This window comes from Rahnella sp. CJA17(1/100) (genome assembly GCF_963881615.1).
Classification (GTDB): Bacteria; Pseudomonadota; Gammaproteobacteria; order Enterobacterales; family Enterobacteriaceae; genus Rahnella; species Rahnella aceris.
This window is the reverse complement of the sequence record NZ_CAWOJA010000014.1, coordinates 1-15,078: the sequence shown is the minus strand read 5'-3', so window position 1 is coordinate 15,078 and position 15,078 is coordinate 1. Positions and strand designations below refer to the sequence as shown.

Sequence of the window (15,078 nt, the reverse complement as noted above, 5' to 3'; positions counted from 1 at the left end):
ATACTTTCCCCACTGCAAACATTGTCATGTGACAATAATTTTTACTGCTGCTATTCTCGCCATTATTAAACAAACCTGAACTTGCAGGAGCAATTTATGTTTACTGGTCTGAGTGCTTTTCCGCTGACGCCCGTCACGAACGCTGGCTTTGACGAGCCCGGCTTCGTTCGCATTCTTGAACGTATTACGTCCGCCGGTGCCGATTCGATCGGTGTTCTTGGCTCAACGGGCAGCTACGCCTATCTGAGGCGTCCGCAGCGAAGCCGAATTGCAGCTATCGCTAAATCACATGCGGGAAACATTCCGGTAATAGTCTGTGTGGGCTCTGTAAGCACCGACGAGGTGCTGCGTCTGGCTGATGACGCTCAAACTGTCGGTGCTGACGCACTGTTATTGCCGCCGGTTTCTTATCAAACACTCAGGGAGGATGAGGTTTTCGGACTGTTTGAGACGCTGATGCAGCACGTATCGGTACCGGTTTGCATCTACGACAATCCAGGCACGACCCGTTTCGAATTTTCTGACGAACTTCATGGCCGCATCGCCAGGCTGCCTGGTATCCGATCAGTTAAAATTCCGGGCGTTCCATCTTCACCGGTTGACGCAAGGGTGCGCGTGCAGCGGCTAAAGTCGAGACTGCCTGAAGGAGTAACAATCGGCATAAGCGGAGACGCCAGCGCCGCAACAGGCCTCAACGCCGGCTGCGAAGTGTGGTATTCCGTGTGCGGCGGCCTGTTTCCACTTACCGCAAAAGAAATCACCGACGCAGCGGCCCGGGGAGAGCATGAGCGGGTTGTACAGCTTAGTGAGCGATTGCAGCCGCTTTGGGGTCTGTTCCGTAAGCATGGCGGTAGCATCCGCGTAATGGCCGCTGCCGCCGGGGTTCTCGGTTTGACGGAAACAGACTGCCTGCCACGGCCTCTTCGCCCGCTTTCTGCGAGCGATATTGCAGAAATCGCTACTGTTGTAAGTGAATTAAATCTGAAATAAGAACTTCAATGTCCGCTTCTGGCACAGGTTGTGTGAAAACTTTTTTGGCCGCTGAAACTGCCAAAAACAGAGCTGAAAACCGCGCTCATACGTAAAATTCGGCTCTACTAACCAGTCGATCAATTCCAGATTTTGCGTAGACGTGCGCACTTCAGTTTTTGGTCAGGGTTTTCACACAGCCTGGGCACAGAGCGGACATTGATGGCATTAGAAGTATGAGAGTGCCATTGTCATACTGGACACAACCGTCATTCTGTCCAGACTATGCAGATTGAAATCACTGGGAGAATCATGGATATCCAACTCATAAACGTCACGCCGGACAGCCCAGGATTTGCTGAGTTAAAATCGCAGAGCATGGCTGAAGGATTTAACATGTTACGCCGACTGGAAGATAACTGGCTTAGCGGACAGAACCGCTTTGACAGACCCGGAGAAAAACTAATTGGGGCTTCTGTAGATGGATTGATCGTTGGCGTTTGTGGACTCAACGTTGATCCATTTACGCAAGCAGCTGGCACCGGACGTCTGCGACATCTCTATGTAGACTCAGGATGGAGAAAAAGGCAGGTTGGCAGCGCCCTGCTCAGGGAAATACTTAAGGATTCTGTCCACTGGTTTGATTTTATCAACACAAACGCTCCTCCATCGGCATTCACCTTCTATGAACGAGCTGGCTTTGTTGCTTTAACTGGCATAGAAAAAGTCACGCACCATCTATGCCTCAGAGGCTCAGCGCGTTAATACAGTCACGTCCTGGATAGACCGCATATTCTATCCAGTGAACCACTTTTCAGGAACGCCTGCCTAGATACAGCCCTGACGCAACTAAACCGAACCACTTTCAGGTAAATCAGAGCCATTACAGTTAAATCCGCGCCGCCCTGGACACACTGCGTTTTCTGACCAGGCATGCAGAACGGCGGCTGAAACATCTTCAGGAAATCAAAGGAACTGACTGGCAGCTTTGAGCGAGAAACGGAAGTTTGTAGACGTTATCACCTTTAATAAAGTTGATCATTTAAGTCCTGGCGCGCTAGCTAAAAGGGAACAAGTTAAACTGATTTACGCTATTTCCCCCTAAACCAGTCACTCTATTTAGCTGTTTGTTTGTCCTCTGGGATTTTACCGAAGATAAGGCAACAAGAAATGGCACACAATCCTTATGGCATTCCTTTCTGGAATGAAAACGATGCTGAAATTTCATTTTTTTCATAATTACTATGCGGGTATCTTCTCCTTGTTATATCTCCCCACATGAAAATAAGAAGGAAAAAATGATAGTTTCATCACCAGATGATTATCGTGAAGCTGCACGCCGTCGTCTTCCACGATTTCTCTTCGATTATATAGACGGTGGCGCTGTGGTGGAAAATACCATGGCAGACAACTCTACTGAGTTGTCATCTGTAAAACTTCGCCAACGGGTACTTTGCGGTGTTGGTTCCCCAACGCTCTCTACAGAAATTTTAGGCTCTACATGGGCAATGCCGGTAGCTCTAGGACCGGTAGGTGCTACGGGCATGTATGCCCGCCGCGGTGAGGTTAAGGCGGCACGTTCAGCAGCAACGATGGGTATTCCTTATACTCTTTCGACCGTTTCAGTGTGCCCTATCGAAGAAGTCGCGCGCAATGCCTCAGGTGAGCTATGGTCCCAGTTATATGTCCTCAGGGACCGAGGTTATATGCGCAATGCGCTTGAACGCGCCTGGGCTGCAGGCATGAAAACGTTGGTTTTTACTGTCGATATGCCGATCCCTGGCTCACGTTATCGTGATAAACGTTCAGGTATGTCAGGGCCACTCTCCTCCCTCAGGCAGTATCTTCAAGCCTGTACGCACCCTCACTGGGCCATAGATGTCGGTCTGGCTGGAAGGCCTTTATCATTTGGTAACATAGAAGCCTACACCGGACACAGGATGTCGATGAGTGATTATATGGGGTTTATAAACAATAATTTCGACCCTAATATCACCTGGCATGATCTGGAGTGGATACGTGATAGCTGGAAAGGAAAACTCATTATCAAAGGTATTCTGGAACCTGATGATGCAAGAGATGCTTTGCGAATCGGTGCCGATGGTGTTGTCGTCTCTAACCACGGAGGGCGCCAACTTGATGGAGCGATTGCCACAGCAAGGGCGCTTCCACGCGTTGCAGATGCAGTAGGTAGTGATCTGACGGTTTTAGCTGATTCCGGAGTACGCTCAGGGGTGGATGTTATAAAAATGCTTGCGCTGGGGGCGAAAGGGGTATTGCTTGGTCGCGCTTATATTTACGCACTTGCCGCTGCGGGAGAAGCAGGGGTAATGAATCTGCTGCGTTTATACGCGGAGGATATGAAAGTGACAATGACCTTAACCGGAGCAACTTCACCGCAAAGCATCAGTATCAGTTGTCTTGACCAATTAGAAAAAGAAATTGCTCAAAACAGAATTTACTGAGGTTGCAAAAATATGTACTGGATTCATTTATCACTGAGGAAGGTTTATATCACCATATCCGCTTTTAATGCAGTTGCACACTCTCGCTCAAGCCCCGCCAGTACGGTTCCAGGTAGGGGGATTTACAGCCTGTGGCTGCATGCAAATCCATGCACCTTGGGCATGCATACTCATTTTTGCTTGCTAGCCAGAGAAACAGCCTCAAATGGCAGGCAAAAAAAGCCCCGCACAATGGCGGGGTTGGATGCAGGTAGCGTATTTTTCAGAGTTAAAAACCCGAGCCGTATCGGCCCAATATGTGGCGCTTCATGTCCGGCACGGTAATGGGTTCAGCAGCGGCCTTAAGCGGCGGCTGCGCTTTCCACCGATGTAAACGTGCTTGAGCATTCAATATTGGTGCACTGGTAATACGCTTCCTTTGTCTGGCCTTAGATATACCGGCTGGTGCGCGTATTGTAACGGCACCTTGCGGGCAAGATGAAAGAAGATGGCGCTAACATTCGGAAAATAAGGGATGAGGCTGGATGTGTTGAAGCGCGTCGGCACCGCGAGGTGCCATAAATGTGGAGCAACGCGACATCCTTGGGTGAAAAGCCGCCAGGCACAGGACCGGCGCAGAAAGGTACACCGACTTATCCCCCGCGAATACCGAAGTTACTCAGTGAATCTGTGGATAACCGGCTGCGGTTTGAAGTGAGGTGGTAGCCTGCGACGACCGTCGCGGTACCCGAAATGAATGGCAGCAGGACAGACACCGGCCAGGCCGGCCCCTGAGGTCAGACGATGAATGAGGATGACATGCTGTTCGTCGCGGGCAGTTCAGAGGTGGCCACGATGCTCCTCAAGCAGGTCAATCGCATGCTGCATCACGCCGGCCGTATAGTTGTCTTCAATAATTTTCGCATAAGCCAGCCGGTCGGCCAGGCATTCCACCAGGGTATCGTGGCAGATTTCTTTACCTGTCAGAAAAATGCGGGTCGCCGCGTCAGCAACGGCATCTTTGACGTCCGAGAAGAAAATAAGCTCTTTGGGAAAGCGGGGATTAATGACTATGTCATGCCTCCGGCGGTGTTAAGCGCCCCCTTATCATTCGTCCGGGTTCTGAGCCGGCCAGCACGACCGGGCCGTCGTCTTGAGAATGTCGAAAAGCGGAAAAAAAGTCCCCCCTGGAAAAACCCGCAACGCTCGCCGCAGGCTCGGCTGAGGCGTACCGCAGCACCGCGAGGAACGAACAGCCGCGACGAGGAAGCGTCATATCGTCTGCAGCTGATGTGAAAACCGCACACTCCCGGCCTGATGTAGCCATAAAAATCTATGGTCACCCCCGTTTTTGCAACGTTGATTTTGATTTATGATGGGCTTGCTTAAATCTATACGGCGTCTGATGGGCAACCTTACGTTGCCCGTGCCACGATGAAGTCTGCGCCTGCAGAACCTTAAAAAACGGACGGCTTCAAAGAGCCATTTTTTATGTCAGGTTCATCCGCAGGTCGCTGTGCCGTTCATGTCATCAATAATCGGTCGTCGCAAAACCAGAAAGTCACTGCGTAATGCCTAAGAGCTAACAGTTCGTCCCTGTTGGCTCTTTTTATTGGATAAAAGCTGTACGATGGGTTGTCACCGACCAGGCTATTCGGGCCAGTTTGTTGGCTAACCCGCAGGCCACTATGTTCGAGTGATGCCGCGAGAGCTGGGCCTTCACCCTGTCAGCCAGCCGCCCCTGATTGTGTTCAAGTCGTTGCATAAAAGCGCGAGCGCATTGCACCAGAAGACGTCGCAGATTTTTATCCCCGCGCTTACTGATGCCCATTAGCGTACTTTTTCCGCCAGTGCTGTACTGACGTGGGACTAACCCCGTCGATGCAGCAAAGTCCCTGCTGCGGGCATAACTTTTTCCATCGCCAAGCTTCGTGGCTAAAAGGCTTGCCGTGATAAGTCCAACGCCAGGGATAGTCAGCAAGCGCTGCGCGGTATCGTCATCCGCCATGTGGGTTTTTAACTCTTGTTCGAGTTCTTCAATCTGTTCAGTGAGGTAGGCGTAATGCTGATGGAGACGCATAAGTAATCGCGCTAAATAAGGCGGCAATTCGTGCACTTCAAGCACCGCGGCAAGACGCCTGATAACCGCGATGCCGCGCGGCATGCTAATGCCAAACTCCAGCAGGAAAGCGTGCATCTGGTTGGTGGTTTTAACGCAGTCTCTGACGATTGCATCACGGACGCGATGAAGCGCCGACATAGCCTGCTGGTCTTCGGTTCGCGGAGTCACGAAGCGCATAGAAGGTCGTGATGCGGCTTCGCAGATAGCCCCGGCATCAATGAAATCGTTCTTATTGCTTTTAACGAAGGGTCGGACAAACTGAGGAGAGATGAGCTTCACCTGATGCCCGAACTGGCTGATGTGCCGGGCCATAAAATGGGCGCCCGCACAGGACTCCATAACAACGGTAGAAGCGGCACAAGTAGAGAGAAAGGCGGTTAACGGGTTGCGGGAAAACTTCTTACGTAGCAATGCATTACCGTTTTTATCCTGAGCGCGGACATGGAACGAATGCTTGCCGAGGTCAATACCGATGAGCGTAACGTTTTGCATGATGATCCCCTTCAGAAAGAAAAACACCCTTTCAGCGTACCGCTCACAGGGTGGGGGTGACCATCTTATTAAACCGGCACGCAGGCCGGCGGAAAGCGATGATCGGTTTTACTTACGGCTTTTCTTCCAGGTTTCAGAGGCCAGAAAGGTCGCGCGTATCACCACGATCGCCCAGCACAGCTGCAGGAGTATCTTCACGGGCACACTGAATCCGTCAAATATCAGCAGCGGCACAATAAACAGGCAGCTGATGAGAAAACACCACTCCGCCGCGCTTTTGCGCGCCCTGCCCGTCAGCGTCGCCAGTCCGATGATCCCTTTGCATAACAGCATAAATGACATAGTTCTCTCCACAAATCTTCCGGCACGCCGGAGGGCTTCAGTCTTTTTTCAGCATGCATTTGAAATTAGTTCGGGCCTGCCCTTCCCCTTCCGTACTGCCGGTGGGTTCCGGGAGCACTGAGGGGGCAGATACCTGGCCAGCGCAGGCGGCAATGACGTCCTGAATGCTGGCCGTCGTGGGCTGCCATCCCGTCGTTTGCTGAATAATACCCACCAGCTGGTCGGCGGTCAGCTGACCATCGAACAGCATGGACAACAGATAAGGCAGACGCTTATCCAGCTGGTATAACGCGCTTCCGCCGACGATCGCCGCCCGGAAAAAATCACCACGGGTGCGCAGGGGAACTGACTCGATAATCTCCATCGCCCTGGCATCCTGACTGTCGTCTTCAGGGTGCAAATAGACGGTCAGTTTCTTACGTTTGTCGGTCACGGATAGCGCTCCTTGGAATTAAAGTAAAACAAGTTCGCGAACCAACGCCATCTGGGGTTCATTAACTACAACAATGCGTTTAGGAGTCAGTTTCCAGACACGGCGCACAGCGACTTCAATCAGCGGCACACCACCACCGACCAGCCACACCAAGTTTAGGGCAAAAACAATCTGCTCTTCGGTGAATCGTGACTTTTTCATCGGCACATCCTCCGTTCAGGGGAGTCATTATCATGCCGGAATTCTGTTTCTGAATGGAGCAGGATTTTGGGTCAGGGTCACCCCCTGCCCTGCTGCCGTGAAATTGTTGTTTAGAACAAGATTGCGACTCTATTGTCGCATAACCATGGTCACAGTTTCTGACAAAAATTTCTTTTATTTTCAAAGGTATGACTGATGATCAGCTATTTACCCGTAAAATTGCGGATGTAGATAATATGAAATAATAAGTATGAGATGTGAGATGTGAGATGTGAGATGTGAGATGTGAGATGTGAGATGTGAGATGTGAGATGTGAGATGTGAGATGTGAGATGTGAGATGTGACATATAATCTCACACAAGGCTTAGTGACAAACAAAACGTTTAATAAATATTAAATCACACTTCATAAGTGCGACATTATATTTCACTTCAATTTGCTGCTCCCATCCACCCTGGTAACGCGCTAACTTTAGTAACTGGCATCAGATTTACTACATTTAATCTCAGCCTGGATATCATAAGTGCTAATCATGAATTCACAAGTATGAATTATGAGGTTTCGCGCAACCGACACAGCATAGACTGTGAAGGATTCAATGAGTCATGTTAGAGCGAGATGCCTTGCCTCAAGCTAGGAAATGATACCTTTTAACTCTTAAGATACATGAGTGCACTCCACACATATTTAAATAAGTATGAAGTATTACTTTTGAGGTTTTCCTCATAATTCACATGTGTGACATATGTTTGATCTCACCAAGGGAATACTATTATGTGGATGCACATCATCATAAGTAATACTTCATAAATGCTACATTTTAAATAACCAGTAATACAGGGGCTGATGTAGCCATTGCTAGATGCCCCCCCCTTCTCATTGCTGCTTGTAGGTTCTCTGTAAAATCACCAAACAACAGAACTCACAACTCACAACTCATTGAGTTCATAATTCACAATTCATAATTAGTAAATAATAAATAGCAAGGATGAATTATTCGGTCTAATTCTATCAAACAAAACAATGCATAAATGACGTTTATTGCAACACTGACTCACCAGAACGGAACCAGATAAATCTAGGTATGAGGTATGAGGTATGAGGTATGAGGTATGAGGTATGAGGTATGAGGTGATATACTGAATTTAGCATTCAAACAATCAACTCTAAACGATCGTTATCAGTGTGAATTATTACGGAATACTTAATACAGCGAATTGAATCTACTGGTAGCTAAGGAATTATAAGGTTACGCTCCACACATAATTATCATCAAAAATATAGCAACATGATTGTTTTATTTCTGAAATTATCCAGTTCGGAAAGAGGGAAGGAAACATAATTGTGAAGGATGAAGTGCGGATTATCAGGTGCTAATTGAATACAGTAGGGGAGGGCGCTGGATTTCAAAAAGAAGCCCAGCGGTGCATAAGTATGAAATCATACTTTTTTGAGATACGCGTCCAGAGCATCACGAATGATAGCGCTCACACTTTTCGGCGCAATACCGACGCGTTTGTTATACAAGGCCAGGTCTTCAATTTCACGCAAGGTATTCTGAGGCAGAGAAATGGTCGTCCTGGTCAATATTTCTGGTACAGGTTCTACAACTACTTTCTCATCGCCATAGGGACGGTCAGCCAATCTGTTCGCCAGAGCATCCGCTTCTGCTTCAGTAACTATGCGGCGATTGGTGAAAGGGGGTTTTTTTAAAGCCATTAAAATACCTCATTCAACAGAGCAAGAACTTCAGACTTGGCTTTTTCGTTAGATGTTTCCAGGACAGATTTACCTTCAGACATCACATCTCGGTAAACCTTTCGATAACATGCCGTCGCGCTCAAAGGGATCAGTCCTTCGAATTCACGGACATACTCCAGAAATTCATGCCGTTCGTTTCCCTGAAGGAGGGGATTTGTAGTGGCCATACTTTGATAGCAATATGCCTTAAGCTCTGGATTTAAATCCCGCATGCTTTCTAACTGCTGCTGAAGCTCAACCATCGTATCCAGATCCAACTGAGAGCATTGGTGCGGAGCAATGATCTGATGAGCTACGGTTCCGCCTGTAATCAGCTCACGGCTGTTTCGTCCGGCAACATCCACTATAACGTGATCAAACCTCTCATCAAGGCTTCTGAGTGTTTGAGATATGTTGTCTCTTTTCTCAATCAGGGTGATGGAGGGGGTAAGGCCTGCAGCTTCCCGTTCGGCATACCACCTTGACGAAGAGCGTTGAACGTCAGCATCGACCAGACACACATCCTTGCCCCATAAGGCCAAACCCACAGCTATGTTGACTGCAGTTGTTGTTTTCGCGGCCCCACCTTTATTGCATCCAACAATCGTGATCATTTGTCACCCGTGATATCAAAAGTAGTATTTCTTAAATAATAACTCACAAAAGATAAATGTGAAGTAATATCGACTAATTATTATGTATTAATTCATACTTATTACTTAGCTAAAGCATAGTGAGCATCGCTCAATTGAAACCGCAAACGTGATTGAACAGGTAAGAGACAAAATCAAAATTATTTGTTTCCTCGTTGATCAGCTGCCTAAGACTTTCTTGGGTGCAACCCTTAACAAGCTGAAGAACCCATGGTTACACGGTATTAATGAGGGTCTTCCCCTGTTGTGGTGGGTACTCCAGAGCTGTCCTAACTATGAACAATAAGGCCAAGGATGAACGGTCTAACATTCCTCTGAGGATCTTCCCACTGCTTATACCCCGGATAACCACAGATTAAGGTTTACGATCGCTGATACCGGCCATGTAGCCGTTAAACTCATTCAGCCCCTCTTCGATTGACATCAAATGTTCTGGTGTAATACTTTCTGAGACATCTATTCTGATTCCTTCCATTTAAAACCTCTCATTATTGTTTTTAATTGCTAATCACCAGCCCATACCCAGCTTCCCGTAGTGAAACAGCACACCCAGCTTGAACCGTTCTTTATTTCTGAAGACACGAGACTTGGTCCGGAGTAGGCGGATTTTTCTGTTTAGAGATTCCGCATTGCCGTTTGATACCCGGTTTCTCATCGCATTCAGGATGACTTAAAGACGCTTTGCCACCATCTGGCCAGCTCTGGCCATTAATGATATTCCTATGTTCTTCGCCATTATCATCCATTCCTACCACAGCCTACGGCTATGGACATCATAGCGACGGTGCCTTAGGTCACGGGCAAGCTCTTTCATTACCCAGCACTGGCTCGTTTGGGGTAACACCCGCCGAGCAACTTCTTACCTCTCGGCCCGGCGCCAGAGCGGTTTTGTTTGCTGTAAAACCACAGGTAGCGTGAGCAATGGGTATCTTTCCTGTCCGAGGACGGGATCTGTTTCATCTCAGCCTGACGGGTTTTATCAACCACGGCGCACAACATTTTTGCCACATGTAAGTGATCGAAGACGATTTTATCGACGAGATTGGGGAGATAGATGAGGACTGCACTGATATAGGCCATAGACAGCGTTTTTATCTCATCAAGCTGGTGGCCTCACAGCCTGCGCAGATAACTGGCAACACTCTCTACACCACGATCATCGGCCAGTTGCAAAGTACGTCCCTGCCTGTCAGAGATAACGGCGACGTACTGGCTTTCTCTTTTGAAGCCGACTTCATCAACGCAGAGATGACGGGCCGATAAAGGCTGTTTTATCCGGACTAAGCTTCGTTTGACTGCGCGCATCATGATACCGTCCACGGCATTCGAGCTGAGTTTAAGCTGTTTTCTTACCGCATCACGGTGCTGACTTTCAGCCATAAGAGAACAAAGGCTGCGAACAGCAAAGTGTAGCGGCTGCCTGACCCCGCACAGGCCACAGGCAGTGTCTGGCAACCGTGCTCGTGGCAGTCAACGCGGGGGACATCAGCTTCAACTAGTGTGCTGAACTGACAGGTATTGAGGTGACGCCATTTGCGACGCCGGTGATCATGTATGGAGTAGGATTTACCGCAAGTTGGAAGGGCAGCTGTGTGTTTTCAGCAATACCGACAATGAACCAAATTTTTCATCAAGGGAAAGGGATTGTACCTGTCACGGTGCGGACTGTTGAATGATATGGGCTTAGAGGGAATTTTCGTCCATGGCAGACTCCTCAGTAAATCAAGACTGCCATCATAATGCCTTTAGCCACTACGATCGGGGAAGACCCATTAATGAACAGTATTAAGTAAGTGTTCATTATGGATATCTTTACCCAACCCCTGACCCTTTAATGCGTTTGATCCTATTCCTTAAGGATAAGGTTCAGGCTGGTTTTCCTTCCCCAGAAGTTTTCCCATATAGGCTTAGTTGTCAATCAGCATAAGCATTCATCTAATCGTCATTTATCATTAAGTTGGATGTGCCGATTAACCGTTGAGCATAACAATTATCAGCAAGAAGCGAATACCACAATGGCTATGCATACGACGGCATAATTGTGTTTCGCACAAGCTAGGAGATGTGATGAAACTAAGCCTAAATTCTTAAGATCTGTGATGAAAAATAGCAGCTAATGCAAGCAACGTTGGTCTGTCCTTTTACGCTTTTTTTCGAATAAAAACGATGACCTAGAGTTACTTGATGCTACCACACAACTGATACGCAAACATTTCAATATTGCGCTGGAACGTACCGCCCGGGAGCTGCACGGCGAACCTTGTCTGGAGCTGAAAGAGTTTGCACAGACACAAATCGTTTGCTCCAGGTCATTCGATGATCGCGTATCAGAATACGATTTGATACGTGAGGCAATCTGCAGCCATGCCGTACGTGCCGCCGAGAAGCCCCAGTGCGAACATCAGTATTGCCGACATATCTCAGCATTCATCAAAACAAGCCCATTTTTAATAAACGAAGTCTACTTTGGGAAAACAGCGCACAGCTCATGGCAGTTCTCAATGGAATTAATCACAGCGGAAAAGGGCACGTATGGTTCGAGGAACAGGGTATCCAAAAGTCATGGGAGATGAAACGCCAAATGCTATCCCCTGCATAGATCAAACGTTTCAGTGACCTCATGCGCGTTAAATTCTAGAGAAGTGGTTTACTGATAAGGCTTGATCAACCCGAGTTGTTAGTGTCAGTTGCTTCCAGCTTCCTTTGTGACCTGCCGCCAATGGAAGGTATTGCATTTTCCTCAGCAGTCCCATGGGGGTGAGAGGACGATGTTCATTATCTCATCACAAAAGTGACACTGTCTCAAAACAGTTTAAAGCTTTAACCCAGACATAATGCGACAAGTTAGCCTATCCACGATAGAGAGAAAGAACCACTGTAGTGAGTAAAGACATCGGAAACCACTGTAGAGAGGAAAACCACTACAGTGAGTAAAATCCACTATGGTGAGTAGAAAACACCTAGAATTGAAACAACCGCTGTGGAGAGCGCCAACCACTATAATGAGTAATTACAAGAATCCATCTATTAGTTAGTAACCACTGACGTATATGCTATATGGGGTTTCAGGTTAGTAAGTACTAGGGGGGTCAGCGGAGATCATCTGAATAACCACTATAGTGAGTAAAGAATGCAGTTCACAGTGGATAGGATATTTCGTGATGGAAGCTTTTACTGATTACAGTGGATAGGTTGCTCACTGCAGCGGTTAGTCGGCTTTCAACAATAAATATGAAAAAGCCTGCCATCACTGCAGCAAGCTTTAGGGCAATTAGCAGCAAGAGGTCAAAACTATTTCTTTGACTGGCGAAGCTGTTCCAGCAACTCAAGTTCTTCTTTAGTCAGCATTACCATCTCACGAGGCGTAGCTGATTCCGCATCCCTCTCTGCCGGCACATCAATGATGTGTTCGTCATCCATTACATCGTAAACATCATCACCTATGCCCGTGGGTATTTGCGCAGGGCGTAACTTTGGCCGCCTATAGTGGATACAAAAATACACTACCTTACCGCGCTTAACTTCAGTGTAATCAAGATACCCAATCGCCTTTAACTGCTCCATAGCCTTGCGTACTGTCGCATTCTGAGTGATGGCTCGAGAGGTCAGATTTAGGCGGGCACGCAGGCGAGACATAGATATGGGAGCAGGATCTGTCGGAAGGCTTTCAATGAACGTATACAGAGCCTGAGCAGACTCCTTGCGGGAGAGTTCGTTGATTGCCCTGAGCTGGAGAAGAACTTTCTTATCAAACTGATACAACTCGAAGATCTTCGGATCCGCCTGCAACTCGACAGCGTCCTTTTTCGGGCTATATTTTGCTGACTGAACAAGGTGAGTTACGTAGTAATCCCCCTCTTTATTCGAAAACGAGAGGGTGTTAGTGGCTATACGTTCAAGTGAGGCCTCCAGACGCGCCCTGAGCTTCGCAGAAGAGCGTGCGGATGGAATCCCACACAACTTAGCGAATTCTACAAATGGCAGGTATACAGAGTCTCCTAGGACCTTATGCTTAGCAAAGGCATGAATGATCCCAACCCAGGTCTTAAAATCGTTATCCATATCAAGCCGGGCGCCGGTGATCTTGATGTTCTCATATCCCTCAGACTTCACGATCGAAAGCTGCTTCAGCTCAGAGGTGACATCCATTGAGTTCATCTGACCTTTACGTCCACGTGCTGTGGACTTCAGGGTAGGTACAAATAAGCCCAACCGCATCAATGCTACAGGCTGAACGGTGTTATTGCTGTTAGGAACCAGAGTAACAAGTTCACCTGTTCGCTTATCGGTTTCAGAGAATGCTTTAACTATCTCTATGTTTTTAGGCTCATTTTCAGACATTATCAGCTCTCACATTGAATGTGGATAAGAGGCTCTAGGTACACAATATAGTGGATACTATCACTCACTATAGCGGTTTTACTACAAAACACAGTGGTTAGTTTGCTTTTTATAGTGGATGTTTTACTGACTACAGCGGTTAACGACCATCGTTTACTCCAGATATGACAAGGCCTGGAAGGCTATGGGGATCTCTTTGGGTCTTATAGGTTCTATAAGGATCTTATTATTGGATCGAACCAGAGGATAAGTTAAAAAACATGACCTTAAGTTTTGAAGTATAGATCAACCTAGCACTGAAGAGCCGGTATTGGGGCAGTGCATAAAATGTGTACATAATTTTGGATTATCAATCAACTCATCACCTTTACTACAAATTTCAAATGGTTAACCAATCTCAATTAACTAAATGTTATGTACAGCTATATTGACGATTTACTCACTACAGTGGTGTACAGTCACTCTCCAGCGAAGTTACCTAGCTGTCTATAGTGGTTAACACGCTTAATATAGTGGATGTTTTTCTTATTACAGTGGTTGGCAATACGGTTTAAACCCTTATAGGGCAAGGCCTGTAGCTGGGCTGGGATCTCTTTTGATCTATTAGATGATCTATATAGGATCTTATTATTGGATCTGGGCGGTGGAAAAGTGGATAAGTCACTTAAAAATTACATTCAAGGTGGTATGTGGTGATGTGACGAACGTCCCTCACTCTGTGTAAGTCTTACCATACTTTTGCTGACTGCATTAGGAAGGGGTCAGGGTCAATTGTGTCGGAATTCTGTTTCTGAATGGGACAGGATTTGGGGTTAAAGTCAATACGGCAATTTTTGTGGTGTATTTTGTCAGAGGGGAGTATCCCATTGTGCAGCTCATTTTCTTCCCACAAATATAAGGTGACGCATACGCTTTCCTACACATATCCAGATAATCTGACCACCATTGCACCATAGTCCGACGAGCTTCGAGATACTCAGCTTTGTGGTTGTAAGCGGCCCGGACGCTGTTACGCTCCTGATGATAGCTATCAATGCGACTCAACAGTTCGGGGAGTCGTTCAAGGGGAAGTGTGGGGGAGTGTCGTTTAACCGGTGCTGCGATATTACCTTCGAGATTCGACGCCGGATTGTTCTCAATCATTCACTTATTGAATCAAAGCCACACAGGCCTAGGCACCGGGGATGAAAAGCAAGAAGCCCGCTTAGGAAACTAAGCGGGCTTCTCAGTCAGTACGTCTGCAAGTCTGTCAGTTTCTCTGTTCATTCTGGAGTCCTGTCTGTTCTGATGTTGAGGGAGTATTTCGAGGGGTATTATTTCAGGTCGTTGCGCTGCGGGTT

Annotated in this window: 12 protein-coding genes and 4 pseudogenes; 6 read left to right on the top strand and 10 right to left on the bottom strand. The window is 47.4% G+C overall.

The annotated features are described in order from the left end of the window. Positions 1–96: 96 nt before the first annotated feature. The 3 genes from AACU55_RS09525 (at position 97) to lldD (ending at position 3,434) form a co-directional block, all read left to right on the top strand. A complete protein-coding gene (locus AACU55_RS09525) occupies positions 97–990 on the top strand; it encodes a dihydrodipicolinate synthase family protein (RefSeq protein WP_134706899.1) in 894 nt (297 codons plus the stop codon). A 291-nt stretch (positions 991–1,281) separates the two neighbouring features. After that, on the top strand, positions 1,282–1,734 hold the full coding sequence (locus AACU55_RS09520) for a GNAT family N-acetyltransferase (protein WP_134706898.1): 453 nt from the start codon (positions 1,282–1,284) through the stop codon (positions 1,732–1,734). Between the two features lie 533 nt (positions 1,735–2,267). Continuing rightward, on the top strand, positions 2,268–3,434 hold the full coding sequence (gene lldD / locus AACU55_RS09515; protein ID WP_134706897.1) for an FMN-dependent L-lactate dehydrogenase LldD: 1,167 nt from the start codon (positions 2,268–2,270) through the stop codon (positions 3,432–3,434). Positions 3,435–3,702: 268 nt separating this feature from the next. Here lldD and AACU55_RS09510 read toward each other — a convergent pair. After that, positions 3,703–3,934 (bottom strand): annotated as a pseudogene (locus AACU55_RS09510) (ogr/Delta-like zinc finger family protein). Between the two features lie 283 nt (positions 3,935–4,217). Here AACU55_RS09510 and AACU55_RS09505 point away from each other — a divergent pair. Next, positions 4,218–4,709, top strand: a complete 492-nt coding sequence (locus tag AACU55_RS09505) for a hypothetical protein (RefSeq protein WP_167686174.1) — start codon at positions 4,218–4,220, stop codon at positions 4,707–4,709. Between the two features lie 313 nt (positions 4,710–5,022). Here AACU55_RS09505 and AACU55_RS09500 read toward each other — a convergent pair whose 3' ends face one another. The 7 genes and pseudogenes from AACU55_RS09500 to AACU55_RS09470 form a co-directional block, all read right to left on the bottom strand. Beyond that, positions 5,023–6,027 carry an IS110 family transposase gene (locus AACU55_RS09500; protein ID WP_134706896.1) on the bottom strand — a complete coding sequence of 335 codons (1,005 nt, stop codon included), beginning with the start codon at positions 6,025–6,027 and terminating at the stop codon, positions 5,023–5,025. 108 nt (positions 6,028–6,135) lie between these two features. Continuing rightward, a complete protein-coding gene (locus AACU55_RS09495) occupies positions 6,136–6,369 on the bottom strand; it encodes a hypothetical protein (RefSeq protein WP_134706895.1) in 234 nt (77 codons plus the stop codon). A gap of 37 nt (positions 6,370–6,406) precedes the next feature. Next, positions 6,407–6,802, bottom strand: coding sequence for a plasmid partitioning/stability family protein (locus tag AACU55_RS09490; protein ID WP_134706894.1), 396 nt, complete (start codon positions 6,800–6,802; stop codon positions 6,407–6,409). 18 nt (positions 6,803–6,820) lie between these two features. Then, the gene (locus AACU55_RS09485; RefSeq protein ID WP_134706893.1) at positions 6,821–7,003 is read right to left on the bottom strand and encodes a plasmid segregation protein ParM domain-containing protein; all 183 of its coding nucleotides are present in this window, start codon (positions 7,001–7,003) and stop codon (positions 6,821–6,823) included. 1,441 nt (positions 7,004–8,444) lie between these two features. Continuing rightward, positions 8,445–8,723: a hypothetical protein gene (locus AACU55_RS09480; protein ID WP_121019193.1), complete on the bottom strand. Its 279-nt coding sequence runs from the start codon at positions 8,721–8,723 to the stop codon at positions 8,445–8,447. Beyond that, a complete protein-coding gene (locus AACU55_RS09475) occupies positions 8,723–9,358 on the bottom strand; it encodes an AAA family ATPase (RefSeq protein ID WP_037035481.1) in 636 nt (211 codons plus the stop codon). Before AACU55_RS09475 ends, AACU55_RS09480 begins: the two co-directional genes overlap by 1 nt. Before the next feature lie 547 nt (positions 9,359–9,905). Further along, positions 9,906–11,074 (bottom strand): annotated as a pseudogene (locus AACU55_RS09470) (ISL3 family transposase). Between the two features lie 429 nt (positions 11,075–11,503). Here AACU55_RS09470 and AACU55_RS25755 point away from each other — a divergent pair. After that, complete coding sequence (locus tag AACU55_RS25755; RefSeq protein WP_371687428.1) at positions 11,504–11,572, top strand: hypothetical protein; 69 nt, start codon at positions 11,504–11,506, stop codon at positions 11,570–11,572. Then, a pseudogene (locus AACU55_RS09465) lies at positions 11,569–11,996 on the top strand (DUF4113 domain-containing protein); the annotation flags it as partial. The gene AACU55_RS25755 and the pseudogene AACU55_RS09465, both read left to right, overlap by 4 nt. 692 nt (positions 11,997–12,688) lie before the next feature. Here the strand turns inward: AACU55_RS09465 and AACU55_RS09460 are convergent. After that, entirely contained in the window at positions 12,689–13,738 is a 1,050-nt protein-coding gene (locus AACU55_RS09460) for a RepB family plasmid replication initiator protein (RefSeq protein ID WP_112197766.1), read from the bottom strand. A 750-nt stretch (positions 13,739–14,488) separates the two neighbouring features. Then, positions 14,489–14,761: pseudogene (locus AACU55_RS25750) on the bottom strand (hypothetical protein); the annotation flags it as partial. Between the last annotated feature and the right edge of the window lie 317 nt (positions 14,762–15,078).